The sequence below is a fragment of the Kitasatospora sp. NPDC056138 genome, assembly GCF_042264695.1.
Taxonomy (GTDB): domain Bacteria; phylum Actinomycetota; class Actinomycetes; order Streptomycetales; family Streptomycetaceae; genus Kitasatospora.
This window is the reverse complement of the sequence record NZ_JBHJVK010000046.1, coordinates 1-23957: the sequence shown is the minus strand read 5'-3', so window position 1 is coordinate 23957 and position 23957 is coordinate 1. Positions and strand designations below refer to the sequence as shown.

At 72.3% G+C, this 23957-nt stretch carries 27 protein-coding genes and 1 riboswitch; of the genes, 7 read left to right on the top strand and 20 right to left on the bottom strand.

Annotated elements, in window-relative coordinates; all coding sequences use genetic code 11:
- The 4 genes from carA to pyrR all read right to left on the bottom strand — a co-directional run bounded on the left by carA (window position 1) and on the right by pyrR (window position 3741).
- The gene (gene carA / locus ACFC1R_RS25390) at window positions 1–1176 is read right to left on the bottom strand and encodes a glutamine-hydrolyzing carbamoyl-phosphate synthase small subunit (RefSeq protein WP_375942281.1); all 1176 of its coding nucleotides are present in this window, start codon (window positions 1174–1176) and stop codon (window positions 1–3) included.
- Window positions 1173–1733, bottom strand: a complete 561-nt coding sequence (locus tag ACFC1R_RS25385; protein WP_375942279.1) for a hypothetical protein — start codon at window positions 1731–1733, stop codon at window positions 1173–1175. The genes carA and ACFC1R_RS25385 overlap by 4 nt, the downstream gene beginning before the upstream one ends.
- On the bottom strand, window positions 1730–3034 hold the full coding sequence (locus ACFC1R_RS25380; RefSeq protein ID WP_375942277.1) for a dihydroorotase: 1305 nt from the start codon (window positions 3032–3034) through the stop codon (window positions 1730–1732). Before ACFC1R_RS25380 ends, ACFC1R_RS25385 begins: the two co-directional genes overlap by 4 nt.
- A 110-nt stretch (window positions 3035–3144) precedes the next feature.
- Window positions 3145–3741 carry a bifunctional pyr operon transcriptional regulator/uracil phosphoribosyltransferase PyrR gene (gene pyrR / locus ACFC1R_RS25375; RefSeq protein ID WP_375942275.1) on the bottom strand — a complete coding sequence of 199 codons (597 nt, stop codon included), beginning with the start codon at window positions 3739–3741 and terminating at the stop codon, window positions 3145–3147.
- A gap of 364 nt (window positions 3742–4105) precedes the next feature.
- Here pyrR and ACFC1R_RS25370 point away from each other — a divergent pair, with 364 nt between their 5' ends.
- Window positions 4106–4609: a transcriptional regulator gene (locus ACFC1R_RS25370; RefSeq protein WP_045304251.1), complete on the top strand. Its 504-nt coding sequence runs from the start codon at window positions 4106–4108 to the stop codon at window positions 4607–4609.
- A gap of 151 nt (window positions 4610–4760) precedes the next feature.
- On the opposite strand, the gene ACFC1R_RS25365 is transcribed toward ACFC1R_RS25370, so the two are convergent.
- The 6 genes from ACFC1R_RS25365 to ACFC1R_RS25340 all read right to left on the bottom strand — a co-directional run bounded on the left by ACFC1R_RS25365 (window position 4761) and on the right by ACFC1R_RS25340 (window position 10048).
- Window positions 4761–5663, bottom strand: a complete 903-nt coding sequence (locus ACFC1R_RS25365; RefSeq protein ID WP_375942273.1) for a hypothetical protein — start codon at window positions 5661–5663, stop codon at window positions 4761–4763.
- A 242-nt stretch (window positions 5664–5905) separates the two neighbouring features.
- On the bottom strand, window positions 5906–6763 hold the full coding sequence (locus ACFC1R_RS25360; protein ID WP_375942271.1) for an acyl-CoA thioesterase: 858 nt from the start codon (window positions 6761–6763) through the stop codon (window positions 5906–5908).
- Between the two features lie 128 nt (window positions 6764–6891).
- Entirely contained in the window at window positions 6892–7332 is a 441-nt protein-coding gene (gene nusB / locus ACFC1R_RS25355; RefSeq protein ID WP_375942269.1) for a transcription antitermination factor NusB, read from the bottom strand.
- Window positions 7333–7334: 2 nt separating this feature from the next.
- Window positions 7335–7898 carry an elongation factor P gene (gene efp / locus ACFC1R_RS25350; RefSeq protein ID WP_045304247.1) on the bottom strand — a complete coding sequence of 188 codons (564 nt, stop codon included), beginning with the start codon at window positions 7896–7898 and terminating at the stop codon, window positions 7335–7337.
- 78 nt (window positions 7899–7976) lie between these two features.
- A complete protein-coding gene (locus tag ACFC1R_RS25345) occupies window positions 7977–9083 on the bottom strand; it encodes a M24 family metallopeptidase (protein ID WP_375942267.1) in 1107 nt (368 codons plus the stop codon).
- Between the two features lie 38 nt (window positions 9084–9121).
- Window positions 9122–10048 carry a winged helix-turn-helix transcriptional regulator gene (locus ACFC1R_RS25340; RefSeq protein ID WP_375942265.1) on the bottom strand — a complete coding sequence of 309 codons (927 nt, stop codon included), beginning with the start codon at window positions 10046–10048 and terminating at the stop codon, window positions 9122–9124.
- 97 nt (window positions 10049–10145) lie between these two features.
- Between ACFC1R_RS25340 and ACFC1R_RS25335 the strand changes: the two genes are divergently transcribed.
- Entirely contained in the window at window positions 10146–11462 is a 1317-nt protein-coding gene (locus ACFC1R_RS25335) for an MFS transporter (RefSeq protein WP_375942263.1), read from the top strand.
- Between the two features lie 76 nt (window positions 11463–11538).
- On the opposite strand, the gene ACFC1R_RS25330 is transcribed toward ACFC1R_RS25335, so the two are convergent.
- A complete protein-coding gene (locus ACFC1R_RS25330; RefSeq protein WP_375942355.1) occupies window positions 11539–12642 on the bottom strand; it encodes a HoxN/HupN/NixA family nickel/cobalt transporter in 1104 nt (367 codons plus the stop codon).
- Window positions 12643–12672: 30 nt separating this feature from the next.
- Window positions 12673–12889, bottom strand: a riboswitch (cobalamin riboswitch).
- Between the two features lie 82 nt (window positions 12890–12971).
- On the opposite strand from ACFC1R_RS25330, the gene ACFC1R_RS25325 reads away from it, so the two are divergent.
- From ACFC1R_RS25325 to ACFC1R_RS25310, 4 genes are all read left to right on the top strand, one after another.
- Entirely contained in the window at window positions 12972–13334 is a 363-nt protein-coding gene (locus ACFC1R_RS25325; protein WP_375942261.1) for an ArsR/SmtB family transcription factor, read from the top strand.
- Between the two features lie 119 nt (window positions 13335–13453).
- Complete coding sequence (locus ACFC1R_RS25320) at window positions 13454–14194, top strand: TetR/AcrR family transcriptional regulator (RefSeq protein WP_375942259.1); 741 nt, start codon at window positions 13454–13456, stop codon at window positions 14192–14194.
- A 96-nt stretch (window positions 14195–14290) separates the two neighbouring features.
- Window positions 14291–14602: a hypothetical protein gene (locus ACFC1R_RS25315; protein WP_375942257.1), complete on the top strand. Its 312-nt coding sequence runs from the start codon at window positions 14291–14293 to the stop codon at window positions 14600–14602.
- A gap of 15 nt (window positions 14603–14617) precedes the next feature.
- Complete coding sequence (locus tag ACFC1R_RS25310) at window positions 14618–15685, top strand: M14 family metallopeptidase (protein ID WP_375942256.1); 1068 nt, start codon at window positions 14618–14620, stop codon at window positions 15683–15685.
- A 79-nt stretch (window positions 15686–15764) separates the two neighbouring features.
- Here the strand turns inward: ACFC1R_RS25310 and ACFC1R_RS25305 are convergent, their stop codons facing one another.
- Together ACFC1R_RS25305 and ACFC1R_RS25300 are read right to left on the bottom strand one after the other, a co-directional pair.
- Complete coding sequence (locus ACFC1R_RS25305; RefSeq protein ID WP_375942254.1) at window positions 15765–17432, bottom strand: peptide-N4-asparagine amidase; 1668 nt, start codon at window positions 17430–17432, stop codon at window positions 15765–15767.
- Window positions 17433–17660: 228 nt separating this feature from the next.
- Complete coding sequence (locus ACFC1R_RS25300) at window positions 17661–18608, bottom strand: zinc-binding alcohol dehydrogenase family protein (protein ID WP_375942252.1); 948 nt, start codon at window positions 18606–18608, stop codon at window positions 17661–17663.
- Between the two features lie 101 nt (window positions 18609–18709).
- On the opposite strand from ACFC1R_RS25300, the gene ACFC1R_RS25295 reads away from it, so the two are divergent.
- Window positions 18710–19144 (top strand): MarR family winged helix-turn-helix transcriptional regulator, encoded by a 435-nt coding sequence (locus tag ACFC1R_RS25295; RefSeq protein ID WP_375942250.1) that lies wholly within the window; start codon window positions 18710–18712, stop codon window positions 19142–19144.
- A 57-nt stretch (window positions 19145–19201) separates the two neighbouring features.
- On the opposite strand, the gene ACFC1R_RS25290 is transcribed toward ACFC1R_RS25295, so the two are convergent.
- The 7 genes from ACFC1R_RS25290 to ACFC1R_RS25260 all read right to left on the bottom strand — a co-directional run.
- Window positions 19202–19390 carry a hypothetical protein gene (locus tag ACFC1R_RS25290; protein ID WP_375942249.1) on the bottom strand — a complete coding sequence of 63 codons (189 nt, stop codon included), beginning with the start codon at window positions 19388–19390 and terminating at the stop codon, window positions 19202–19204.
- Window positions 19391–19428: 38 nt separating this feature from the next.
- Entirely contained in the window at window positions 19429–20238 is an 810-nt protein-coding gene (locus ACFC1R_RS25285; RefSeq protein WP_375942247.1) for an Fpg/Nei family DNA glycosylase, read from the bottom strand.
- 309 nt (window positions 20239–20547) lie between these two features.
- Window positions 20548–21402: an AAA family ATPase gene (locus ACFC1R_RS25280; protein ID WP_375942245.1), complete on the bottom strand. Its 855-nt coding sequence runs from the start codon at window positions 21400–21402 to the stop codon at window positions 20548–20550.
- Between the two features lie 131 nt (window positions 21403–21533).
- Entirely contained in the window at window positions 21534–21974 is a 441-nt protein-coding gene (aroQ, locus tag ACFC1R_RS25275) for a type II 3-dehydroquinate dehydratase (RefSeq protein ID WP_375942243.1), read from the bottom strand.
- Window positions 21971–23059, bottom strand: coding sequence for a 3-dehydroquinate synthase (gene aroB, locus ACFC1R_RS25270; protein ID WP_375942241.1), 1089 nt, complete (start codon window positions 23057–23059; stop codon window positions 21971–21973). The genes aroQ and aroB overlap by 4 nt, the downstream gene beginning before the upstream one ends.
- Complete coding sequence (locus ACFC1R_RS25265; RefSeq protein WP_375942239.1) at window positions 23056–23571, bottom strand: shikimate kinase; 516 nt, start codon at window positions 23569–23571, stop codon at window positions 23056–23058. Before ACFC1R_RS25265 ends, aroB begins: the two co-directional genes overlap by 4 nt.
- On the bottom strand, window positions 23568–23957 hold a 390-nt coding region (locus ACFC1R_RS25260), incomplete at its 5' end, for a chorismate synthase (protein ID WP_375942237.1). The genes ACFC1R_RS25260 and ACFC1R_RS25265, both read right to left, overlap by 4 nt.

Here is a 23957-nt window from a genome sequence, read left to right as displayed (position 1 = left end):
TCAGCTCCCTGCGGTGGTGCGGGCCGGGGCGGCGGCCATCAGGCTTACGAAGCGGTCGAAGAGGTAGGCGGCGTCGTGGGGGCCGGCCGCCGCTTCGGGGTGGTACTGCACGCTGAATGCGGGAGTGTCCAGGCACTGCAGGCCCTCGACCACGTCGTCGTTCAGGCAGACGTGGGAGACCTCGGCCCGGCCGTACGGGGTGTCGCTCACCCGGTCCAACGGCGCCTGCACGGCGAAGCCGTGGTTGTGCGCGGTGACCTCGACCTTGCCGGTGGTGCGGTCCTGCACGGGCTGGTTGATGCCCCGGTGGCCGTACTTCAGCTTGTAGGTGCCGAAGCCGAGCGCGCGGCCGAGGATCTGGTTGCCGAAGCAGATCCCGAAGAACGGGGTCCGGCGCTCCAGCACGCCCTGCGCCACGGCGACCTGGTGGTCGGCGGTGGCCGGGTCACCGGGGCCGTTGGAGAAGAAGACACCGTCGGGCTCGACCGAGTAGAGCTCCTCCAGCGTGGAGTTGGCCGGGAAGACGTGCACCTCGATGCCGCGCTCGGCCATCCGCTGCGGGGTCATCGCCTTGATGCCGAGGTCGAGGGCGGCGACCGTGAACTTCTTCGCACCGACCGCCGGGACGACGTACTTCTCGGTGGTGGCGACCTCGGCGCAGAGGTCGGCGCCCTTCATCTCGGGCGACGCCTGCACCTTGGCCAGCAGGACGGCCTGGTCGGCCAGCGCCTCGCCGGAGAAGATGCCGACCCGCATCGCACCGCGCTCGCGCAGGTGGCGGGTGAGCGCGCGGGTGTCGATCCCGCTGATGCCGACGACGCCCTGGTTGCTGAGCTCCTCGTCCAGCGAGCGGCGCGAGCGCCAGTTCGACGGGATCCGGGCGGGGTCGCGGACCACGTACCCGGCGACCCAGATCCGCCCCGACTCCGGGTCCTCGTCGTTGACGCCGGTGTTGCCGATCTGCGGGGCCGTCATCACGACCACCTGGCGGTGGTACGAGGGGTCGGTCAGCGTCTCCTGGTAACCGGACATGCCGGTGTTGAAGACCGCCTCGCCGAAGGTCTCGCCGACCGCGCCGTAGGCCTGGCCGCGGAAGGTCCGGCCGTCCTCCAGGACGAGCACGGCAGGCACTCGCTCCCGCCGTTGGCGCTGGGTGGTGGGGGCAGGTGCGGTCATGAGGCGGCCTCTTCCGTCTTCTTCGTCTTCGTACGTGTCACAAGAGCTTCGACCGCCTCGATCCAGGCGGCGTGCTCATCGGGGTGGTCGGCCCGGAAGCCGGAGTCCAGCGCGGTTCCCTGGAGCGTCCAGGTGACGACCAGCAGGCCGGCCGGGACGACCTTGCCCGCGATGCCGGAGTCGGTGCGGGCTCCGGTCAGCTGCTCGGCCGGGATCCACAGGTCGGTGTCGCCCGGGCGGCGGACCAGCAGCCCGCGCTCGGTCAGGGTGAGTTCGGCCAGGCTGCGGGTGCCGAGACCGTGCGCGACCACCCGGTCCAGCCAGTTCCCGGCGGTGGTGCTGCCGTGGTAGCGGCCGGCGGCCTGGCGGATCGCCGGGCCCGGGTCCTGGGGTACGGCGGGCAGCGGCGGCAGGTCGGACTGCAGGGTGCGGCGCCAGTTCCAGCCCTGCCGCATCAGCCAGTACGCCAGCGCGATCAGGATCAGCAGACCGACCGTCCAGCCGATGTAGCCGGGCCAGTTGGTCACCTTGGCCTGCTGCTCGGCGAGGGTGATCATGCCAGGTCACCCTGCTCGGCCAGCTCGCCGGCCAGCACCGTGGCGACGCCGCGCAGGAAGGTCGCGTGCACCCGCCCCGGCAGCTCGAGCCCGCGGTACGGGGTGTTGCGGCTGCGTGTGGCGAAGGTCTCGGCGTTCACGGTCCCACGGTACGCGGGATCGAAGAGCACCAGGTTGGCAGGCTCGCCGACCGAAACGGGTCGGCCGTGGCCGCTGAGCCGGCCGATCCGGGCCGGGCGGTGCGACATCCGGTCGGCGACGCCCTCCCAGTTCAGCATGCCGGTCTCGACCATGGTCTGCTGGACCACCGACAGTGCGGTCTCCAGGCCGACCATGCCCATCGCGGCGTGGGCCCAGGCGCAGTCCTTGTCCGCCGACGGGTGCGGCGCGTGGTCGGTGGCGACCGCGTCGATGGTGCCGTCCGCGAGCGCGGCGCGCAGCGCGTGCACGTCGGCGGCGGTCCGCAGCGGCGGGTTCACCTTGTACACCGGGTCACCGGAGCGGACCAGCTCGTCGGTGAGCAGCAGGTGGTGCGGCGTCACCTCGGCGGTCACGTCCCAGCCCTGGGCCTTGGCCCAGCGGACGATCTCCACCGACCCCGCAGTGGACAGGTGGCAGACGTGCAGCCGGGCGCCGGTGTGCGCGGCGAGCAGCACGTCACGGGCGATGATCGCCTCCTCTGCGACGGCCGGCCAGCCGGGCAGTCCGAGCTCGGCGGAGACGGTGCCCTCGTTCATCTGGGCGCCCTCGGTGAGCCGGGGCTCCTGGGCGTGCTGGGCGACCACGCCGTCGATGGTCTTGACGTACTCGAGCGCCCGGCGCATCAGCACGGCGTCGTCCACGCACTTGCCGTCGTCGGAGAAGACCCGGACACCGGCGGCGGAGCCGTGCATGCCCGCGAGATCGGCCAGCTCCTCGCCGTCCAGGCCGACGGTCACGGCACCGACCGGCTGCACGTCGCAGTAGCCGGACTCCTTGCCGAGCTGCCAGACCTGCTCGACCACGGCGGCGGTGTCGGCGACCGGGCTGGTGTTGGCCATCGCGTGCACGGCGGTGTAGCCGCCCATCGCGGCGGCCTGGCTCCCGGTGAGGACGGTCTCGGCCTCCTCCTTGCCGGGCTGGCGCAGGTGGGTGTGCAGGTCCACCAGGCCGGGCAGCAGGATCAGCCCGTGCGCGTCGATGTCGATGTCGGCCTCGGCCGACAGGTCGGTGCCGATCTGGCGGATGACACCGTCCGCGACGAGGACGTCCTGCGGGGGGCCGCCGAGGATCTTGGCATTGCGAATGAGATAGCTGCTCACAGAGCGGCCTCCGGGGGGTTGGTGCGGGGTGGTTCGGCGGCGGCGAGGTTGCTGCGGGTACGGGTCGAGGGGGCGCGGGTCGAGCGGGTGCGGGTGTCGCGCATCACCCGTCACTCCCCGGCGATGGCCTGGGTGGAGCGCGCGGTGTAGTCGCGGTCGCCGACCAGGACGGCGTCCCGGCCGTCGACCTCCGAGAGCCGGACCTGGACGGCTTCGCGCAGTGAGGTCGGCAGGTTCTTGCCCACGTAGTCGGCCCGGATCGGCAGCTCGCGGTGGCCCCGGTCGACCAGGACGGCGAGCTGGACGGCGCGCGGGCGGCCGATGTCGCTGAGCGCGTCGAGCGCGGCGCGGATGGTGCGGCCGGAGAAGAGCACGTCGTCGACCAGCACGACCAGCTTGCCCTCGACGCCGTCGGCCGGGACCTCGGTGTGCTCGGCGGCGCGGGCCGGCTTCAGCTGGAGGTCGTCCCGGTACATGGTGATGTCCAGGGTGCCGAGCGGGATCTCGCGGCCGGTGATCTGCGTCAGCCTGGCACCGAGCCGCCGGGCCAGGTGGACCCCTCGGGTGTGGATGCCGAGCAGCACGACATCCTCGGCGCCCTTGGCGCGCTCCACGATCTCGTGGGCGATCCGGGTGATCACCCGGGCGATGTCGGTGGCGTCCAGCACCTGGTGCGGTGGACGCGTGGAGTCAATGCGTGTGGTCATGCCGAAGCCGACCTCCTTCCCCGCCTCACAGGACGGGCTTTAAAGGATGTCTGGGGGTTGCCCGGGGCGCACCCAGAGCTTCCAGCCATCCTAACAGTCCGGTCACTCGCGCCCGACGCACGGTCGCCCGTCCGCCGTCCCCCCAGGTCAACCCGGTCGGACGCCTGCGGTTGACAGCAGCCGCCCGCGCTATTCGCACGACTGCCCCATTCGGCTTGACGCAACTACCTCACTCTACGTAACCTCACAGTGAGTTACGAGACGACCGACGCACCCACCGGTGGAGTGGTCGGGTGAGCGGTCACCCACCCGCGATCCTCGTGGCTCACCACTCAACGCGAAGCAATCTCGTCCGGGGAGACCAATGTCCAGCGACTACGCGAAGCAACTCGGGGCCAAGCTCCGAGCGATCCGCACTCAGCAGGGGCTCTCCCTGCACGGCGTCGAGGAGAAGTCCCAGGGGCGCTGGAAGGCGGTCGTGGTCGGCTCCTACGAGCGCGGCGACCGTGCGGTGACGGTGCAGCGCCTCGCCGAGCTGGCCGAGTTCTACGGCGTCCCGGTGCAGGAGCTGCTGCCCGGCGGCACCCCGGGCGGTGCGGCCGAGCCGCCGCCGCGCCTGGTGCTCGACCTGGAGAGACTGACCCAGGTGCCGTCCGAGAAGGCCGGCCCGCTGCAGCGCTACGCCGCCACCATCCAGAGCCAGCGCGGCGACTACAACGGCAAGGTGCTCTCGATCCGCCAGGACGACCTGCGCACCCTGGCCGTGATCTACGACCAGTCGCCGTCGATCCTCACCGAGCAGCTGATCAGCTGGGGCGTGCTCAACCCGGACGCGCGGCGCGCGGTCCGCGAGGACGACACCGTCTGATCTTCGGCCGGTTGCGCAGAAACGTCACGGCGGGGTCGGTGGACCCCGCCGTGACGGCTTTCGGGCAGGCGTTCCACGCACAGCCGCCCCGCTCCTTGACGACCCTCGGCCACGGCCCTCGACCACTCGGGGGCCCGGGCGGTCGCGGGCCCTAGCAGACCGAGCCGAGCGCGAAGCCCGGCTCCGCCACGACCTCCCCCAGGTCCAGCCGCGCCGGGACCCAGCCGAAGCCGGTGCTCTGCCAGGCCCACGCCACCTGCCGGTACTCGCCGCAGCTGCCCGCCCCGCCCTGCGAGCCGTACAGTGCCGCCACACCGGGCAGTTCGAGCGCGAGGCCCGCGCAGAACACCGCGCAGACCAGGTCGAGATCCTCGTCGTTGAGCCTGACCACGCCGTCCTCCCAGTGCAGGATCCGGGCATCCGCCGTCAGTCGTCCGCCGGGCGCCTCCACCGCGCAGCGGAACTGGTACGCACCGCAGCCCGCGCCGACCAGCATCCGCCGGAACAACTCGCCGCCCTGCTCGAAGGCCGACCGCACCCTCGGATCCGGCGCCTCCTGCGCGCCGTTGGGACTGCCGTACAGGTTGCCGTCCAGCAGCAGGTCGATGTGGCGCAGCGTCAGGCCGTTCTCCCTGGCGCGGACCAGTCGGGGGACGAAGTCACCGGAGAGCTCCTCGCCCTGGTACGGCAGCAGCTGGGTGCGGAGCGAGGGGTTGAGCAGGTAGCGGTCGCGGGCGGCGGTGTCGGCCGGGTCGAGGTGGTGGAGCAGGCAGAAGTCGGCGAAGTCACCGGGGTGGAACATCCTGGCCTGGACGCTGCCGTACGCCTGCTGCGCCTCGGCCAGCAGCACGGCGGTGTCCAGCAGGTAGCTGTCGAAGTCGGCGGCGTCGGTCAGCCCCCAGGGCCGGGCGTGCTCGAAGTCGGCGTGGCAGGTGAGGATGCCGGTGACGAAGGTCTGCTCGCTGCGGCGGCGGGACTGGGGCTGGATCCGGTCCCGGCCGGACGCACCGACGGTGCAGCGGAAGGTCCGGGGGGTGTGGCTGTTCCGCGACATCTGGTGCTCCTGTGACCGGGGTGGCGGCGGGATGCCGCTTGGTCCTCTTCCTCCCCATCCCCGCGAGTCGCACACGTACGGCGTGTCACAGCTCAGTAACCGACCGTGAGTCCTCCACGGCCGTGCGGCACCGCCCTGCATCGCCTGGCGTCGCCCGGGACCGGACCGGGGGGGTGCCCGAAGGGCGGCGGGGAACCGCGCGCCGGACCCTGCGGGGCCGGTCGGGCGGTTCCCCCGGAGCGTCACAGCTGCGGGCGCGGGACCCTGGCGAGCTGGCGGGACTGGGCGACCAGGCGGCCGGACTCGTCCCAGACCTCGGCGTCCTCCTCGAAGTAGCCGCCGGCCAGGTTTCGGGTGGAGTGCACCACCCGCAGCCAGCCCGGGACCGGCCTGGCCCGCAGGTGGACCGTCAGCTCGACGGTCGGCGCCCAGCCGGGCATGCCGAGGTCGAAGGTGACCGGCGGCAGCGCGTCGGCGACCAGCAGGAGCATCAGCGGGTCCGGCTCACGGCCGTCGGCCAGCTTGAACCAGCCCTGGATGCGGCCGGCCTTGGCGGGCTGCCCGAGGGCCCAGCCGACGGTCGCCGGGTCCAGCCGCAGGTCGAACCGCTCCAGCAGCGCGGCCTGCGAGATCATCGCCCTGGGCGCCTCGGCCACGCTGACGCACCGCTCGGGCGGCGGGAGCTGCGGCGGGGTGGCGGTGGTGTGCACGTCACCCTCGGCGGTGGTCAGGTCGCCGTGACTGGCGATGACTCTCAGCCGCTCCTTGCCGCCCTGGACGATCGAGGCGGTGCCGGTGGAGAGGCTGCGCCCGCGGCGGACCGTCTCGGTCCGGACCTCGACCGGTCCGGGGGTGGCGGCGGAGAGGTAGTAGCCGCTGATCGAGATCGGGTCGGCGTGCGCACCCCCTGCTCCGTCGGGAGCGGGGTCACCGTGCCGGAGCGAGAGCGCGTGTCCGGCCACCGCGAGCTGCAGGCCGCCGTTGATGCCGCCGCCGATCTGCCAGCCCGCGTCGAACTCACCGTCGTAGTGGCCCGGCGCCCCCGGGCACGGGGTCAGGGCGATGCCCCGGTCGAACTCGCTTCGGATCGCGGTGGTCATGGGTGGTTCGCCCTTCGCTGCTGCAAAGTTACCGGTCGGTAGTCAACATACGCCACCGTCCCGGGGCATGCGAAGGCCCGCTGGACACAAGATCCAGCGGGCCTTCGCAGAGCGAGGATCCGAAGCGGTCAGCTACGGCGGATCGTCGGCTTGAGCTCCATGAACCGCGCGAGCAGACCGTTGACGAACGCCGGGGAGTCGTCCGTGGAGAACTCCTTGGCGATCTCGACCGCCTCGTCCAGGACGACCGCGTCCGGGACGCCGTCCTCCCAGATCAGCTCGTACGCGCCGAGCCGCAGGACGTTGCGGTCCACGATCGGCATCCGGTCGAGCGTCCAGCCCACCGCGTACTGCGAGATCAGCTCGTCGATCCGGCGGGCGTGCTGGACGTACCCCTCGATGAGCTCCATGGTGTACTCACCGACCTGCGGGGTGCCCTCGTCCGGCTTCGGCTCGCGTGCGCGGGCGACCCAGTCGGCCAGCACCCGCTGCGGGTCGACCCCGCGGTGGTCGGCCTCGAAGAGGATCTGGAAGGCCCTGGTGCGGGCCTTGCTGCGTGCAGCTGTCACTGTTACTTGACCCGACCGAGGTAGCTGCCGTCACGGGTGTCGACCTTGATCTTCTCGCCGGTGACGATGAAGAGCGGGACGGCGATCTCGGCGCCGGTCTCCAGCGTGGCCGGCTTGGAGCCACCGGTGGAGCGGTCGCCCTGGACGCCCGGCTCGGTGTGCGAGATGACCAGCTCGACGGAGGCCGGGAGCTCGATGTACAGCGGCGAGCCCTCGTACATGGCGACCAGGGCGTCGAAGCCCTCCAGCAGGTACTTGGCGGCGTCACCGACGACGGCGGGGTCGATGTGGACCTGGTCGTAGGTGTCCGTGTCCATGAACACGAACTGCTCGCCGTCCTTGTAGGAGAACTGCATGCCGCGCTTGTCGACGTTGGCGGTCTCGACCTTGGTGCCGGCGTTGAAGGTCTTGTCGACGACCTTGCCGGTCAGGACCTCCTTGAGCTTGGTGCGCACGAAGGCCGGGCCCTTGCCGGGCTTGACGTGCTGGAACTCGACGACGGACCAGAGCTTGCCGCCCTCCAGCTTGAGGACCATGCCGTTCTTGAGATCGTTCGTGGAAGCCACGGGCGCACTTACTCCTGATATAGCTGTCAAGGAACCAAGGGGGTTGGCGTCCCGGGGCCGTGGCGGCGAAGCCGCGGCCTACAGGGCGAGGAGCTCCTTGGTTGTGATGGTGAGCAGCTCGGGCCCGCCCTCTTCGAGGGGGCGTACGACGAGCGTGTCCTCGATCCGGACCCCGCCCTTGCCCGGGATGTGCACCCCAGGGCCGACGGTGACCGGCACGCGGTTGTCCAGTTTACCCATGTCGGCGGGACCGAGGCGCGGCGCCTCCCGGATCTCCAGGCCGATTCCGTGTCCGACCGGCCGCGCGGAGCGCTCGGTGTGACCGGCCGCCTGCAGGATCTCCCGGGCCGCCTGGTCCGGGACGTGCTGCGGGACGCCGGGGCCGAGCGCCTCCCGTCCGGCCCGCTGGGCCCGGAAGACCAGCCGGTGGAGCTCCACCTGCCAGGGCGCGGGGGCGGCGCCGATCACGAAGGTGCGCGCGGTGGAGACCCCGTACCCCCGGTACTGCGCGCCGAGCACCACGGTGAGGAAGTCGCCCTCCTCGACCCGGCGGTCGGTGGGCTGGTGGGCCTCCTGGCCGGAGTGGGTGCCGGTGCCGACGGAGACCGGGAAGGCGGCCCGGTCGGCACCGTGGTCGATCATGCGGCGCTCCAGCTCCATCGCCAGGTGCCGCTCGGTGCGGCCGACCAGGATGGACTCCAGCAGCTCGCCGAGCGCCTGGTCGGCGATCTCGGCGGCGATCCGCAGGTCGGCGATCTCCTGCTCGTCCTTGACCACCCGCAGGCGCTCGACGGCCCGGCCGAGGTCCGTCAGACGCACGCCGGCCAGCTGTTCGGTGACGCCGCGGTGACGGCTGACGGTGAGGTCGTGCTCCTCCACGCCGAGGTCCCGCACCCGCAGCCGGCCCGCCGCCTCGGCGGCGGCCAGCGCGGTGTCGCCCTCCCCCGGGACGGCGAGCCGGGGGATGTCCTCGCCGATCGGGTGCTCGCCGACGTCGTCCGGCGGCAGGTCGTCGGGAAGGGCGAGCAGGACCCGTTCCCGGGTGAGCAGCAGACTCGCCCCGCAGGGCGGACAGCCGGTCAGGTAGCGGACGTTCGCGGAGCGGGTGATCAGCGCCGCGTCGACCCCCGAAGCACTGCAGTGCTCCCTCAGCCGCTCCCGCCGGGCCGCGTACGCATCAGACATGGCCCCGAGCCTACGGAGCCCGACCGGCCACCGCCCGTTCAGCGGGCCGACGGGCGGACAGCATGACCGGATCGGGTGGCGGCCCGATCTGCCTGGACGCCCCGGGCCGCCCGCAGCGCGGCCGCCACGCTCGCGGTGATGTCGGTGACCGGGTAGAGCACCTCGCGGACCGTCCGGTCCCGGTCGACCACCAGGGTCAGCCGCTTCAGCCTGGTGGTCCCGGCAGCCCGGAGGGTGGGCAGCCGGAGCGCGCCGGTGAGGCCGAGCCCGAGGTCGGAGAGGAGCGGGAAGCCGAGGCTTTCGGCCTCGGCGAAGGCGCGCTGCTCGTCCGGCCGCTGGGTGGAGACCCCGTGCACGGCGGCACCGGCGGCGGTGAACTCGGCGAGCCGGTCACGGTAGGTCAGCGACTCCAGGGTGCAGCCGGGCGCGCCGGGCACCGCCGACCAGCCGGGCGGGTAGGACTCGGGGCGGACGAACGCCCCCGGGAAGCAGTACAGGACGGTGGCGCCGCCGGCCGCGACCGGGTCGTGCGGTTCGCCGTCGGCCCCCGGGAGCAGCAGTTCGGGGATCCGGGTGCCGAGCAGGGCGTGCACCCGCTCGGCCTCCCGGGACGCCTCGACGGTGGTGGCCGTGGGCTCACCCGTCCCCAGCAGCCAGCTGTCGCCCCAGTCCTGGAGCGCGACCAGCACCGGCAGCAGCGCCCGCCCGCGCGGGGTCAGCCGGTACTCGTGGCGCAGGGGCCGCTCCTGGTACGGCTGGCGGGTGAGCACCTGAGCGTCGACCAGCAGGCGCAGCCGTTCGGCCAGCACCTTCCTGGAGAGACCGAGCTCCTGCTGGAACTGCTCGAAGCGGGTCAGCCCGCGGGCCGCGTCACGGATGATCAACAGCGTCCAGCTGTCCCCCACCACGTCCAGTGCCTGGGCGATCGAGCAGTTGACGTCCTCCGGGTCGCCGCGTCGGACCACCTGGCCACCTCCGGGATGTGATCGGGATCGGGCGTTGACCCTGACTCTGCCAGGCTGCCATAGTCAGTTCCCAAAATGAACTGACAAGGGGGCGAAGATGCGCGGCAGGAGCGAAGCGGCTGGGCAGGGGGGCGGCGGACGGTCCGGCGGTGCGCTGCGGGCCGTACCGAAGGTGGTGTGGCTGCTGGCGGCGGGGTCCTTCGTCAACATGGTGATGGCCTTCACCTTCGTCTACCTCTTCGTCTACCTGACCGACGGGCGGGGGCTGAGCACGGCCGGGGCCGGGACGGTGGCCGGTCTCGGCGGCATCGGGCTGGTGGCCGGCAACTTCACCGGCGGCTGGTTCGGCGACCGCTTCGGGCACCGCCGCACGCTGCTCACCGGGGCCGCGGTCTCCGGCGCCGGACTGGTCGCACTGCCCGCGCTGCCGACGGCCGCCCTGCTGCTGGTGCTGCCGGTCTGCCAGTACGCGGCCGGAACCGTACGGGCGGCCAACTCGGCGCTGGTCGCCGAGACCGTGCCGCCGGGCGACCGGCGGCAGGGCTTCGCGGTGATGCGGTTCGCGTCCAACGCCGGGTTCACCGTCGGGCCGCCGCTCGGCGCACTGGTGGCGACCCACTGGTCCTACGAGTGGCTGTTCCGTGCCGACGGCCTGGGATCGCTGCTCTTCGCCGTGTACGCCGCGCGGGTGGTGACGGCCGGCCGGCCCCGCAGCCGGCCGGCCGCCGCCCGGAGCGGACTGTGGACGGCCCTGCGGGCCAGGCCCGCGCTGCTGGTGCTGCTCCCCGCGATCGTCGTGGTCGACACGGTCTACCGGCAGCAGTACTCGACCCTGCCCGTGTTCCTGGCCGACCACGGGATCGGCACCGGCGTGTACGGCCTGGTGCTGGCGGTCAACGGCGGGGCGATCCTGCTGCTGGAGTTGCCGGCCACCGTCGCGCTGCGCGACCGGGCGCCGCTGCGGATCATCGGGACCGGTCTGCTGCTGGTCGGTGCGGGCTTCGCGGCGCTGGCCTCGGGGGCGTCGGTGGGCACCGCGGTGGTCATGATGCTGCTGGTCACGGCGGGCGAGATCCTCTACAAGACCCCGGCGACCGCCTATGTCGCGGACAGCGCGCCGCAGGAGTTCCAGGGCCGCTTCCAGAGCCTCTACGCGGGGGCCTCGACCAGCGGCACCGTACTCGCGCCGCCGCTCGGCGGGGCGCTCTACCAGTCCGCGCCCGGCCTGCTCTGGCCGCTGTGCGCCGGATTCGCCGCCCTCGCCGGGCTGGCCGTGTTCGCCGCTGCCCGGCCCACCGCCGCCCGCCTGCGTTCCGGGCGCGGGACGGCGGACCTCCCGCGCCCGGAGCGCTCAGCGGGTGGGCGGGCCGCGCCGGCAGGCGCGGAGCGGGACGTGTCGATCCCCCGCTCGTAACCGCCCGCCGCCCGCCGCCCGGACGATCAGGCCCGGCCGGCGCCGGAGCGAGCGGACGGCGCGTCCACGGCGCGGCCTACTCCGTCGACCAGCGCTGCTCGACCTTGGCGAAGCGCCAGTAGCCGACCGCCGCCACCCAGACCACGACGAACAGGCCGACGATCACGAACCCGACGTTGTCCAGGCTCAGTCCGGCGATCCAGCCCGTCACCGGGTCGGTGAGGTCGAGCTTCTCGTGCAGCACGCCGACCAGTTCGATGGTGCCGATGATGAAGGCGACCGCGATCGACAGGCCGGTGATGGTCAGGTTGTAGTACACCTTGCGGACCGGGTTGGAGAACGCCCACTGGTACGCGAAGTTCATGAAGGTGCCGTCGAGGGTGTCGAACAGGCTCATCCCCGCCGCGAACAGCAGCGGCAGGCAGACGATGGCGTACCAGGGCAGACCGGCCGCCGCGCCCGAACCCGCCATCACCATCAGGGTGACCTCGGTCGCGGTGTCGAAGCCGAGACCGAGCACCATGCCGACCGGGAACATCTGACCGGGGCGGGTGATCGAACGGGTGGCACGGGAGAGGATGCGGTTCATCAGACCCCGCGAGTTGAGGTGCGCCTCCAGCTCGCTCTCGTCGTACCGGCCCGCGCGCATCGCCCGGAACACCTTCGCGATGCCCACCAGCGCGGCCAGGTTGAGCGCCGCGATCAGGTAGAGGAAGACCCCGGAGGCGGTGGTGCCGACCATGCCGAGCACCTGGTGGGTGGTCGACTGATCGTCCATCAGCGTCCCGGCCAGCGCCGCGCCTCCGGCCACCAGCGCGGCCATCACCACCACCATCGAGGAGTGCCCGAGCGCGAACCAGAAGCCCACCGAGACCGGGCGCTTGCCGTCGGCCATCAGCTTGCGGGTGGTGTTGTCGATGACGGCGATGTGGTCGGCGTCGAAGGCGTGCCGCATGCCGAGGGTGTAGGCGGTGATGCCGAGGCCGACCCCGTAGACCTGGGTGCCCACCTCGTACTTCTCCGGCACCACCAGGAAGATCAGGGTTCCGAAGGCCAGCACGTGCATGGCCAGGATCACGGCCATCAGACCGGCGGTCCGCACCGTGTCCTCGCGCTTCCAGCGGAAGGCCGGCAGGGCGGGGGCCGCCGCCGGGGCGGTCTCGATTCCGGGCAGGGTCATCTGCGGGTCACGCTCCAGCACCTCGTGGATCACTTCGTGAGATGCCGTGGCCGGTCTCCTGGCTGACGGGTCGAACGCACCCGCACCCGGCCTTCCCGGACGCGGCTGCGTCCAGTGGCCGCCCGGCCCTGGCAGGGACGGGGATGGTGCCGGTACTTCCCGATCACAGTGGCGAGGGCCGCTCCGGTCTGAGACCCCTGAGGGTCTGTCACCGGTCTTCCCGAACACCACGGCGGGGACAACCGTAGGGGTCCGCGCGCCACCGCTGCAAGCCTGCACAGCTGTGCAGGTGTCCGGTATCACAGGGGTCTGCTGCGAGAATGCGAGGCATGCATCTCGTCCCCGCCGACCGCGCCGACCGCAGGACCATCGACGGGCACCGGGTCTGCGAGGCCATCGCCGCGATCGGCGACACCGAGCACGTCCGGGCCTGGGCCGAGCGCTTCGCCCTGCTCGCCGACCCCGGACGGCTCTCGCTGCTGCTGGCCCTGTACGAGACGGGACCGCTCGCCGTCACCGACCTCGCCGTCGCCACCGGAATGCGCGACCCCGCCGTCTCCCAGGCGCTGCGGCTGCTGCGCGCCGGCGGGCTGGTCAGCGGCGAGCGCGACGGGCGGATCATCCGCTACCGGCTGGTCGACACCGCCGTCGCCGAGGTCCTGGCCCACGGGGTGCTCGGCCACCAGGACTGACCCGGCCGCACAAGTCGTCCGTCCCGCGTCGCTTTATGCCTGATACATACCTTGTATCCTTTTGGTGTCACCCGACAACAGCCCGGGTTCGTCCCCGCAGGCAGGCGAGGGAGGCCGACATGGCAGCGGAGCCCGACCGGAGCACTCCGGAGAAGCGAGGACGCCTGAGCCGCCCCCTGGTGCTCTCCGCAGCCGTCGCACTGGTCGACCGGGAGGGGCTGGCCGCGCTCACCATGCGCCGCCTGGCCGCCGAGCTGGGGGTGGAGTCGATGGCCATCTACCGCTACACCCCGGGCAAGGAAGCCCTGGTGGACGGTCTGGTCGAAGCCTTCTTCGCCGAGGTGAACGCCCTGCTGCGGACCTCGGCCGAGGCCACCGAACCGGCCGAGGGCGGCCAGGCCTGGCGCGCGGAGCTGCGCCGCATCGCCCGTACGTTCGCCGTCGTGGCGCACGCCCATCCCGAGATCCTGCCGCTGGTGGCCACCCGCCCGCTGAGCGTCCCGATGGCCCGCCGACCGGCCCCGATGCTGCAGCTCACCGAGCACGTCTTCGCCGTGCTCGGCCGGGCCGGGTTCGACCACACCACCTCGCTCATGGTCTACCGGATGTTCGTGGCCTGGAACCTCGGCTGCCTGCTGGTCGACAAGCGCCAGGTGATCGACAACCCGGACGAGCCGGACCCGATGCTGCGGCTGGGCCTGCACCGGCTGGCCGCCGACCAGTACCCGAGGCTGCGGGCACTCGTCCCGCTGCTCGCCGACTACGACGACCAGCAGGAACTGCTGGACGGGCTCGACAGTCTGCTCAGCCGAATGCCCGACGCCCCCCTTGACGCGTTCTACGACGGAAGAGCAGGCTGAGGATACGAGGTACACATAGGACATATCCCTACACAGGCCGCGCCGTCGTCGACGTCTGCGACGAGCGCTCCGACGGCGCCCCCGGAAGAGGTCGCCATGTCCACTCGCGACACGATTCTCCGGGTCCGCGTCACGGCCACGGACCCTGCCACACTGCACGCCCTCCTCCGCGAGAAACGGCCGGACGTCGGCGGACGCCCCAGTCGCGGCGCGGACGAGAGCATCAGCGTCGAGGCTTACGTCTCCCCGGACGAAGCCGAGGCGCTCCAGCGCGAGGGCGTGACGGTCCAGGTGATCGAGGACGCCTCCGCCACCGGGCGCGCCCGCCAGGCCGAGGTCGGGCAGGGCAACCGGTACGCCGCCGGGGAACAGGTTCCGCGCGGCCTGGGCCTCAAGGTGCAGGACTGACCTCAGGAGGTCGAGATGTCGTACCTGAACACCGCCGAGGTCGACTCCGCGGTGACCAACCTGTCGACCGCGTACCCGGCGCTCTGTCAACTCCTCACCCTCCCCGAGACCTCGGTCGAGAAGACCGCCTGCCACGCCCTGCGGATCGGCACCGCCCCGACCGGCACCCGGGACTGCGCCGTGCTGATCGGCGGGGTGCACGCCCGCGAATGGGGCAGCTGCGAGATCCTCGTCCACCTCGCCGCCGACCTGCTGGAGGCGTACCACGTCGGCACCGGCCTGCGCTACGGCGCCGCGAGCTTCGGCTCCGCACAGGTGCGCGCCGTGGTGGAGGGCCTGGACCTCGTGGTCTTCCCGCTGGTCAACCCGGACGGACGCCACTACAGCCAGACCGTCGACCCGATGTGGCGCAAGAACCGCAACCCGGCGTACTCGGGCGGCCGCGCCGCCTGCGTCGGGGTGGACATCAACCGCAACTACGACTTCCTGTTCGACTTCACCACCGCGTTCGCCCCGGCCTCCGGGGTCCAGGTCTCCGCCGACCCCTGCGACTACCAGGTGTTCCACGGCCCGAGTGCGTTCTCCGAACCCGAGACGCGCAACGTCCGCGCACTGCTGGAGTCCTACCCGCGCACCCGGTGGTTCGTCGACGTGCACAGCTACTCCGAGGACATGCTCTACGTCTGGGGCGACGACAACAACCAGTCCACCGACAGGACCATGACCTTCCTGAACCCCACCTTCGACGGGAAGCGCGGCATCGCCCACGACGCCTACGGCGAGTTCATCGCCAAGGACGACTTCGACACCTCGACCCTGCTCGCCCAGCAGTTCTGCCAGGGGCTGCAGAGCGTCCGTGGCACCGGCTACACGCCGAAGGCCGGCTACGACCTCTACCCGACCAGCGGAACCAGCGACGACTACGCCTTCTCCCGGCACCTCGCCGACCCGGAGAAGGGCAAGATCTTCGGCTACACCGTCGAGTGGGGCACCGAGTTCCAGCCGCCCTGGGCGGAGATGGCGAAGATCATCAAGGACGTGGACGCCGGGCTCGTGCAGTTCTGCCTGGCGGCACTGAAGTAGCGACCGGCGGCCCAGGACGACCGTCAGGGGTCGTCCGGGGCCGCCTGATCACGCCCGATCACGCCGTCGGGCGCTCCCGTCAGCCGCCGTCCACCGGCCAGCCGTCGCGGGTGGTGACGGTGCGCGCGTACGGTCCGTCGGGGCCGGTGGCGCGGTAGCTCTCGGTGGAGTCGGCGGTGCGCACCGTGGTGGCACCGCTCTGGCGGTGGGCGCTCGGGCTCAGGGTGTGGTCGACGGTCGAGCGGGCGGTGATCCGGGCGCCGACGGCCGTGGTGTCGGTGCGGTGGTAGCCGAGCCGCATGGCGGTGCGCTGGTCGGAGTTCCCGGCGGAGTCCGAAGTGCTGCGGTAGGTCACGTCCAGCGGCTCGCCCTCGCGCACGGTGCGGACCCGGTGCGGGCCCCCGCCCCAGCTGGAGGTGGTCCGGGTCAGGTCGGCGTCGTTGTGCAGCACCAGGTCGTTGCCCTTGTCCCGCAGCTGCTGCCCCGAGCGGAAGCTCAGGTCGCTGCGGACCTCGGTGGTGACCCGGCCGTGCGAGGTCTGCACCCAGCCCCGGGCGAGATCGTGGCGGACCGCGGTGACCTGCCAGGCGCCACTGCCGCCGCCCTGGTCGTCCAGCGTGGTGGAGACGGCGGCGTCGGGGGCGACCCGGTGGTCGGTCAGCGCACCGGTGGTCCTGGCACTGCCGTGGTCCACCCCGGCGAACAGGTTGACCTGGCCGGTCCAGGCGTCGTTGCCCTGCTTCTCGGCCTGGTTGACCGTGATCGACACGGAGTGCGGACGGCCGTCGAGCAGCAGACCGACGTACGGGGTGAGGTCCACCTGGTACGCGGGAAGGTCGAAGGCGAAGATCCCGGGGACCGGTCGCCACAGCAGCGGTTCCCAGCCGCCGGTGTAGATCACCGGGTACGGCCACACCGTCCCGGCGATCCGGCCGTCCACGGCGAGCCGCAGCTCGCGGAACGGGCCCTTGCCGCAGTAGCCCAGCCCGGGGTTCCGGGAGACGAAGTCGTCCGGCGCGGAGGCGTAGGCGAACTCCTCGCAGGCGCCGCCGCCCCTGGCGTACACCTCGGCGGTGAGGCGCTCCAGGTTGGCCGGGAAGACCAGGTCCCTGGCGGCCGAGGGCGCGGCCTGGGTGAGGCTGAAAGCGCCGGTGGTGAGCAGCCGGTCGGCCTGTTCGGGCGCGGGCCAGGCGGCGTCGGCGGTGTAGTAGGTGACGGTGGCCGAGACGGTGAAGACGCCGGTGTAGGTGGCGTCGGTGACGTTGGCCAGGTCGAACTCGAAGGGCTGAGGGGTGTTCAGCAGCGGTGCGTAGCGGGTGAGGTCGTGCTCGACCCGCCACTCGATGCCGTCCTGGGAGGGCTCGGGGGTGGAGGACATCATCACCTCGATGCCGCCGACCCGGACGGTGAAGAGCCGGTCGAACTGTCGTCCGGCCACCTGTCCGTGCAGGTCGAGCACCACCTTCGACCACGGACCCGCGCAGGCGGTGGGCGGGGTGAGCTGTCCGACGTACGGGGTGTCCGGCGGGTTGCCGTACCCGTTGCGGAACTGCCGCTCGTGCATCACCTCGACCGCACAGGATGCGGTGGTGGGCCGCTTCAGGGGCTGGGTGACGGTGAACGGGTCGTGGTAGTCGGTGCCGAAGTCGGCGTGCGCCGGGGCGCCGGCCGTCAGGGTGGCGACCAGGGCGAGCAGGGCGGCGAGCAGCAACCGGGCCGTCCGGCGGAGTGCGGGGTGCGCTGACAAAGCCCTCGACCTCGTTTCTCACCGCCGGTGCCACCGACGGATGCTGACGACCCGTCGTCGCGAGCGGGCCACCGGGCATCCTCCAGGCGGTGAACTGGACCTGTCAAGGGCGTGGCGTGCGGCCGCCGCCGGAGTGGGAGGCAGGAGCCGGCGCCGGAGTGGGCGCAGGAGCCGGAGTGGCTGGCACCTGGCGGCCGGCGTCAGAAAGTCCGCATCAGACGGCAGGCATCAGGCGGCCGGCTCCAGGGAGAGGTCGAGCAGCAGCTTGCCGAGATTGGCCCGCGCCGCCAGCACCTCCGCGGCCTCCGCAGCCCGTTCCAGCGGGAACCGCTCGGCGACCGGGCGCAGCGCCCCGTCCGCCAGCAGCGCCCAGAGCTCGGCACGGTGGCTCTCGACCAGGTCGGGCCGCAACCGCGAGAGCTGGGCCATCGCCAGCCCGGTGACGGTGTGCATGCCGCGCAGCAGCACGCCCGCGTCCAGGGTGCCGCCCGCACCGCTGTTGACGACCAGTCGGCCGAACGGGACGAGGGCCTCGGCCGCCCGCTGGAGCACCTGCCCGCCGACACTGTCGACGACCAGGTCGACCGGCTCGCCCCAGGCTGCGTCCTGGTAGCGGACCACCTCGTCCGCACCGAGCCCGCGGACGAACTCCGCCTTGGCCGCCGAGCCGACCGCCGCGACCACCCGGCTCGCGCCGAGCGCGCGGGCCAGTTGGACGGCGAGGTGGCCGACCCCGCCCGCGGCGGCGGTGATCAGGACCGAGTCGCCCCGCTCCAGCCGCCCGGCGCGCAGCGCGGCGAGCGCGACCAGTCCGCCGCGGACGACCGCCAGGGCGTCGGCCGCGGCGATCTCCTCGGGCACCGGCGTGACCAGCGCGGCCTGGACCGGGACCAGTTCGGCGTACAGGTCCTGGAAGACCACCCCACCGACCCGGTCGCCGACCCGGTAGCCCTTCACCCCCTGGCCGACGGCCTCCACCCGGCCGACCAGGTCACCACCCGGAGTGTGCGGCAGCGGGACCCGGCCGAAGCCGTTCAGCACCTTGAGGACCGGAAGGGTGAGGCCGGCCACCTCGACGCGGACCAGCAGTTCGCCCGGGCCGGCCAGTGGCGCGGGGACCTCGTCCAGCCGGAGCGCCGAGGGACCGTCGTAGCCGTGCATCCTGACCTTGCGCATGGGAACACCCTTCGTTGGGATCACCAACGTTTCGTTGGCGATCCCAACGATAGATGTAAATCCATGGGGATGTCCAACGTTTTGGCGATAGGATTCCGGTCATGACCGACCCCGCGCTCAGACGCCTCCAGACCCTGCCGAGCTGGCTGCTCGGCCGCGCCGCCGCCCTCGGCCACCGCCTGGTCGCGGATCACCTCGCCGAGGTCGAGCTGCGGCTGTCGCACCACGCCGTGCTGTGCGCGGTCGCCGAGTACCAGCCGGTCGCCCAGGCCGAGCTGGCCCGCACCGTCAAGATCGACCCCAAGGACATGGTCACGGTCCTCAACGACCTGCAGGCCCGCGACCTCGTCACCCGGACCCGCGACCCCAAGGACGCCCGGCGGAACCTGATCACCCTCTCCCCCGGCGGGTGCGAACTGCTGCACCGCACGGAGGCCCTCGGCGAACAGGCCAACGCCGAACTCGTCGCCCCGCTCAGCCCCGCCGAACGCGAACAGCTCAACGACCTGCTCAGGCGGATCATCGCCGACCGCTAGGCCGCCGGACGGGCATTCCGAAGTCGGTCGGTGGCCGTGATCGAACAGCGAGCCCGCTCAGCAGCGACCCTCCGGGGTGAGGCCGACTCCGGCTGCCGACGTCAGCCCGTCCGGGACGCTGCAGGCCCGGCAGAGGATCCGCCGCCGCTTGAGCCGCACGGCGTTCGACCGGGCACCGAAGCCGGGCGCGGACCCGGTTGAGCGGACCGCAGGCACGACCTCGATCTCGTCGTCCGCGTCGTCCATGCCGTCCGCCTCGCCCCCGAGAACAGCGGACCGCACGGCTAGCGCTGCTGACAGGTGGGGCACCAGAAGAGGTTGCGGGCGGCGTGCGTCTCGGTACGGACCTCGGTGCCGCAGACCAGGCAGGGCATCGCGGCCCGGCGATAGACGTAGACCTCGCCGCCGTGGTCGTCCACCCGCGGCGGGCGCCCCATCGCCTCGGGCGTGTGTTCGGGCCGTACGGTGTCGATCCGGCCCGCCCCGACGCCGTCCCGCATCAGTGCGACCAGGTCGGCCCAGACGGCGTCCCACTCCGTGCGGGAGAGCTCGCGCCCGGGCCGGTGCGGGGCGATACCGAGCCGGAACAGCACCTCGGCGCGGTAGACGTTGCCCACGCCCGCCAGCACCTTCTGGTCCATCAGCAGCGCGGCTATCGTCGTACCGCTGTTGGAGATCCGCCGCCAGGCGGCGTCCGGGTCGGCGTCCTGGCGCAGCGGATCGGGGCCGAGCCGCCGGTGCACGGCGGCCTTCTCGGCGGGTGTGCGCAGCTCACACGTGTTGGGGCCGCGCAGGTCCGCGTACGCGTCGTCGTTCTCCAGCCGCAGCCGGACCAGACCGACCGGGGCGGGGGCCGGCCCCGTGCCGAAGGTGAAACCGCCGTACAGGCCCAGGTGGACGTGGAGCCAGGCCCCCTCCTCGAATCCGAGGAACAGGTGCTTGCCGTGCGCCTCCGCCTCCGCCAGGATCTGCCCGTCGATCAGCCTCGCGCCGTCGGCGAAGCGGCCCTGCGGGCTGGAGACCCTGGCCGGACGGAGACCGAAGGTCCTGGCGTTCTCGATGGCGAGGCGGTGGATGATGTGGCCTTCTGGCACGGGCGGCAGCTCCCCCGATCGATCCGTTGCGACCCGACAATCATCGCAGCCCGCACTGACAGCCGGGATCGGCAAGGCGGCCGTTCGACAGCGGTTCGGCAGAGCCTCCGGGAGGGGGCGCGAGGGCTGTGCACGCGCAACCGTCCGGGGGCGACCCGGCCCCTCGCCCAGTTCCCGGCGCCCCTCGGGGGCCGGCTGCCCAGGCGAGGAGCGCGGAGTCCCGGGTGGCGGTGACCTGCCGGGCGCCCACACTCAGACCGGGCGATGGCACTCAGGCCGAGCGGTGGCGCTGAGGCCGGGCGCCGGCAGTCAGGCAGGGCGCCCCGAGAGCTGGGCGACGATCACGCGGTCCAGGGCGGCCGCCGTCGCGGTGACGTCGAGCTGCGAGTTGTCGATGATCGGCAGGCCGGAGTTGTACCAGCCGGCCATCCGTCCGTGGATCCGGGCCACCTCGTCGTCGCTCAGCCGCCGGTTGCCACTGCGCCGGGCGTTGCGCCCGAGCACGGAGTCGAGGCCGGGCAGCAGGACGACCGGGATCATGCCCGGCCCGATGTGCCGTCGCCAGCCGCCCAGGCCGATCGCCGGCCGGTCCGGGAAGACGGCGTCGTCGATGATGCAGGAGATGCCGTTGGCCAGGTAGTTGCGGCAGGCGAAGCCACAGGTGCGGCGGGCCAGCCGGTACTGGGCCTCGGAGGCGTTGTTCCAGCCGGACTGCGGGTTGGCGAAGCCGGACTGCACCCACTCGCGGACGTCGTCCAGGCTGATGTGCGCGGTCGGTGTCGGACGGCGCTCCGCCCAGTGCCTGGCCACGGTGGTCTTGCCCGCCCCGGCCGGACCGATCAACAGCACGGCGATCGGCCCGGTGGCGGCGTGCAGCGGCGGAGGCGGCGGCAGCTGCACGGGCGCACCCAGCGGCAGCATGAAGTGACCGGTCGCCCCGCCCGGCGGTACGACGGTCAGCGGCACCGTCGACTGCGAGGTGTACGGCTGGGGTTGGAGCTGGGGCGACTGCTGCTGGGAGTGCGCGGCGGGCTGGAGCGGGCCCCCTCGTCCGGAGGTCGCCGGAGGGTACGGCGGATGCCCGCCCGTCGGCTGGTTCGGGTGGACGTTCGGCGGCGCCGGCGGCCGTGGCGGCACCTGTCCTCCCCCTGCGTACTGCGTCACTGACACCTCCCAAGCGGCGACACTACACGTCGGCCCGGCGGCGGGCACAGTCCGCCGCCGGGCCGGTGAGCTGCCGATCAGTCGCAGGTCAGCTGCGGATCAGCAGTCGGTGAGCTGCCGTTGATCGGGCGTCAGCGGGTGGTGAGCTGCTCGGCGATGGCGCGCAGCGCCAGCTCGTACGAGCCGAGGCCGAAGCCGGCGATGGTGCCGGAGGCGACCGAGGCGATCACCGAGGTGTGCCGGAACTCCTCGCGCGCGTACGGGTTGGAGATGTGCACCTCGATCAGCGGTGCGGTCCGCTGGGCGGCGGCGTCGCGCATCGCGTACGAGTAGTGCGTGAACGCACCGGGGTTGATCACCACCGGAGTGCCCTCGTCCGCCGCCTGGTGCAGCCATTCGACCATCACCTGCTCGGAGTTGGTCTCGCGGACCTCGATCTCGAAGCCGAACTCCTTGCCGAGCGCCGTGCAGCGCTCGACCAGCCCGGAGTACGAGGTCGCGCCGTAGACGTCCGGCTCCCGGCTGCCCAGGCGCCCCAGGTTAGGGCCGTTGAGCACGATCACGCGGGTCATCCCGAGACCTCCGCATAGGCAGCGACCAGCAGGGACGGATCCGGGCCCTCCAGTACGGAGGTCTTGCCGAGGCCGTCCAGGACGATGAAGCGCAGCAGGTCGCCGCGCGACTTCTTGTCGATCTTCATGGCGTCCAGCAGCTTCGGCCAGGCGTCCGCCCGGTAGCTCAGCGGCAGGCCGACCGAGGCCAGCACCGTGCGGTGACGGTCGGCCGTCGCGTCGTCCAACCGCCCGGCCAGGCGGCCGAGTTCGGCGGCGAAGACCATGCCGATGGAGATCGCCGCGCCGTGCCGCCACTTGTAGCGCTCGTTGCGCTCGATGGCGTGGCCGAGGGTGTGGCCGTAGTTGAGGATCTCCCGGCGGCCGGCCTCCTTGAGGTCGCCGGAGACCACGTCCGCCTTGACCTGGATCGCCCGCCGGATCAGTTCCAGGGTGTGCGGGCCCGCGGGGCTGGTGGCACCCTGCGGGTCGGACTCGATCAGGTCCAGGATCACCGGGTCGGCGATGAACCCGGCCTTGATCACCTCGGCCAGGCCGCTGACGTAGTCGTGCTTCGGGACGGTCTCCAGGGTCGCCAGGTCCGCCAGCACGCCGACCGGCGGGTGGAAGGCGCCGACCATGTTCTTGCCCTCGGCGATGTTGATGCCGGTCTTGCCGCCGACCGCCGCGTCCACCATGCCGAGCAGCGTGGTCGGCATCGAGATCCAGCGCACCCCGCGCAGCCAGGTGGCCGCGACGAAGCCCGCCAGGTCGGTGGTGGCGCCGCCACCGAGACCGACGATCACATCGCTGCGGGTGAACCCGGTCTGGCCGAGCACCGACCAGCAGTACGCGGCGACCTCGGCGCTCTTGGCGTCCTCGGCGTTGGGCACCTGGAGGGCGATGGCCTCGTAGCCCTCGCCGGCCAGGTCCTCGCGGATCACGTCCGCGGTCGCGGTCAGCGCCTCCGGGTGGATGATCGCCACCCGCTTCGCCCGGTTGCCGACCAACTTGCCCAGCTCACCGAGGAGCTGGTGCCCGATCAGCACGTCGTACGGGTCGTGGCCGGCGCTGCCACCGACGTGGATGGTGACGGTGTCCGTCATGGGTTCTTCAGCTCCAGTGCTTCGAGTACGGCGTCGGCGACCTGCTCCGGGGTGCACCCCTCGGTGTTCACCACGGCGGTGGCCACCTCCAGGTACAGCGGGCGGCGGGCCTCCATCAGCTCGCGCCAGCGGGCGCGCGGGTTGACGGCGAGCAGCGGGCGCGGCGCGTCCAGGCCGACCCGCTTCACGGCGTCGCCCAGGGCGACCTCCAGGAAGACCACCGGCAGCGGCGCCAGCAGCGTACGGGTGGCCTGGGCCATCACCGCGCCGCCGCCGAGCGCCAGTACACCGTCGTGGGTCCCGGCGGCCTCGCGGACGGCCCGCACCTCCAGCTCGCGGAAGTGCGGCTCGCCCTCGTCGACGAAGATCTCCGGGATCGGCTTGCCCGCCAGTTGCTCGATGTCGGCGTCGGTGTCGCGGAAGGCGACACCGAGCCGCTCGGCGAGCAGGCGGCCGACCGTGCTCTTGCCGGACCCGGGCGGGCCCACCAGCACGACCAGCGGCGCGGTCATCGGACGATCAGGTTGTCGAGGTAGTTCTGCACGTTGCGGCGGGTCTCGGAGACGTTGTCGCCGCCGAACTTCTCGCTCACCGCGTCGGCCAGCACCAGCGCGACCATCGCCTCCGCGACGATCCCCGCCGCCGGAACGGCACAGACGTCCGAACGCTGGTGGTGCGCCTTCGCCGGCTCACCCGTCCGCACGTCCAGGGTCTGCAGGGCGCGCGGCACGGTGGCGATCGGCTTCATCGCGGCACGCACCCGCAGCAGCTCACCGGTGGACAGACCGCCCTCGGTGCCGCCGGAGCGCCCGGAGGTGCGCCTGACGCCCCCGGCGGTCGGCACGATCTCGTCGTGCGCCAGGGAACCGGGAACCCGGGCCAGCTCGAAACCGTCCCC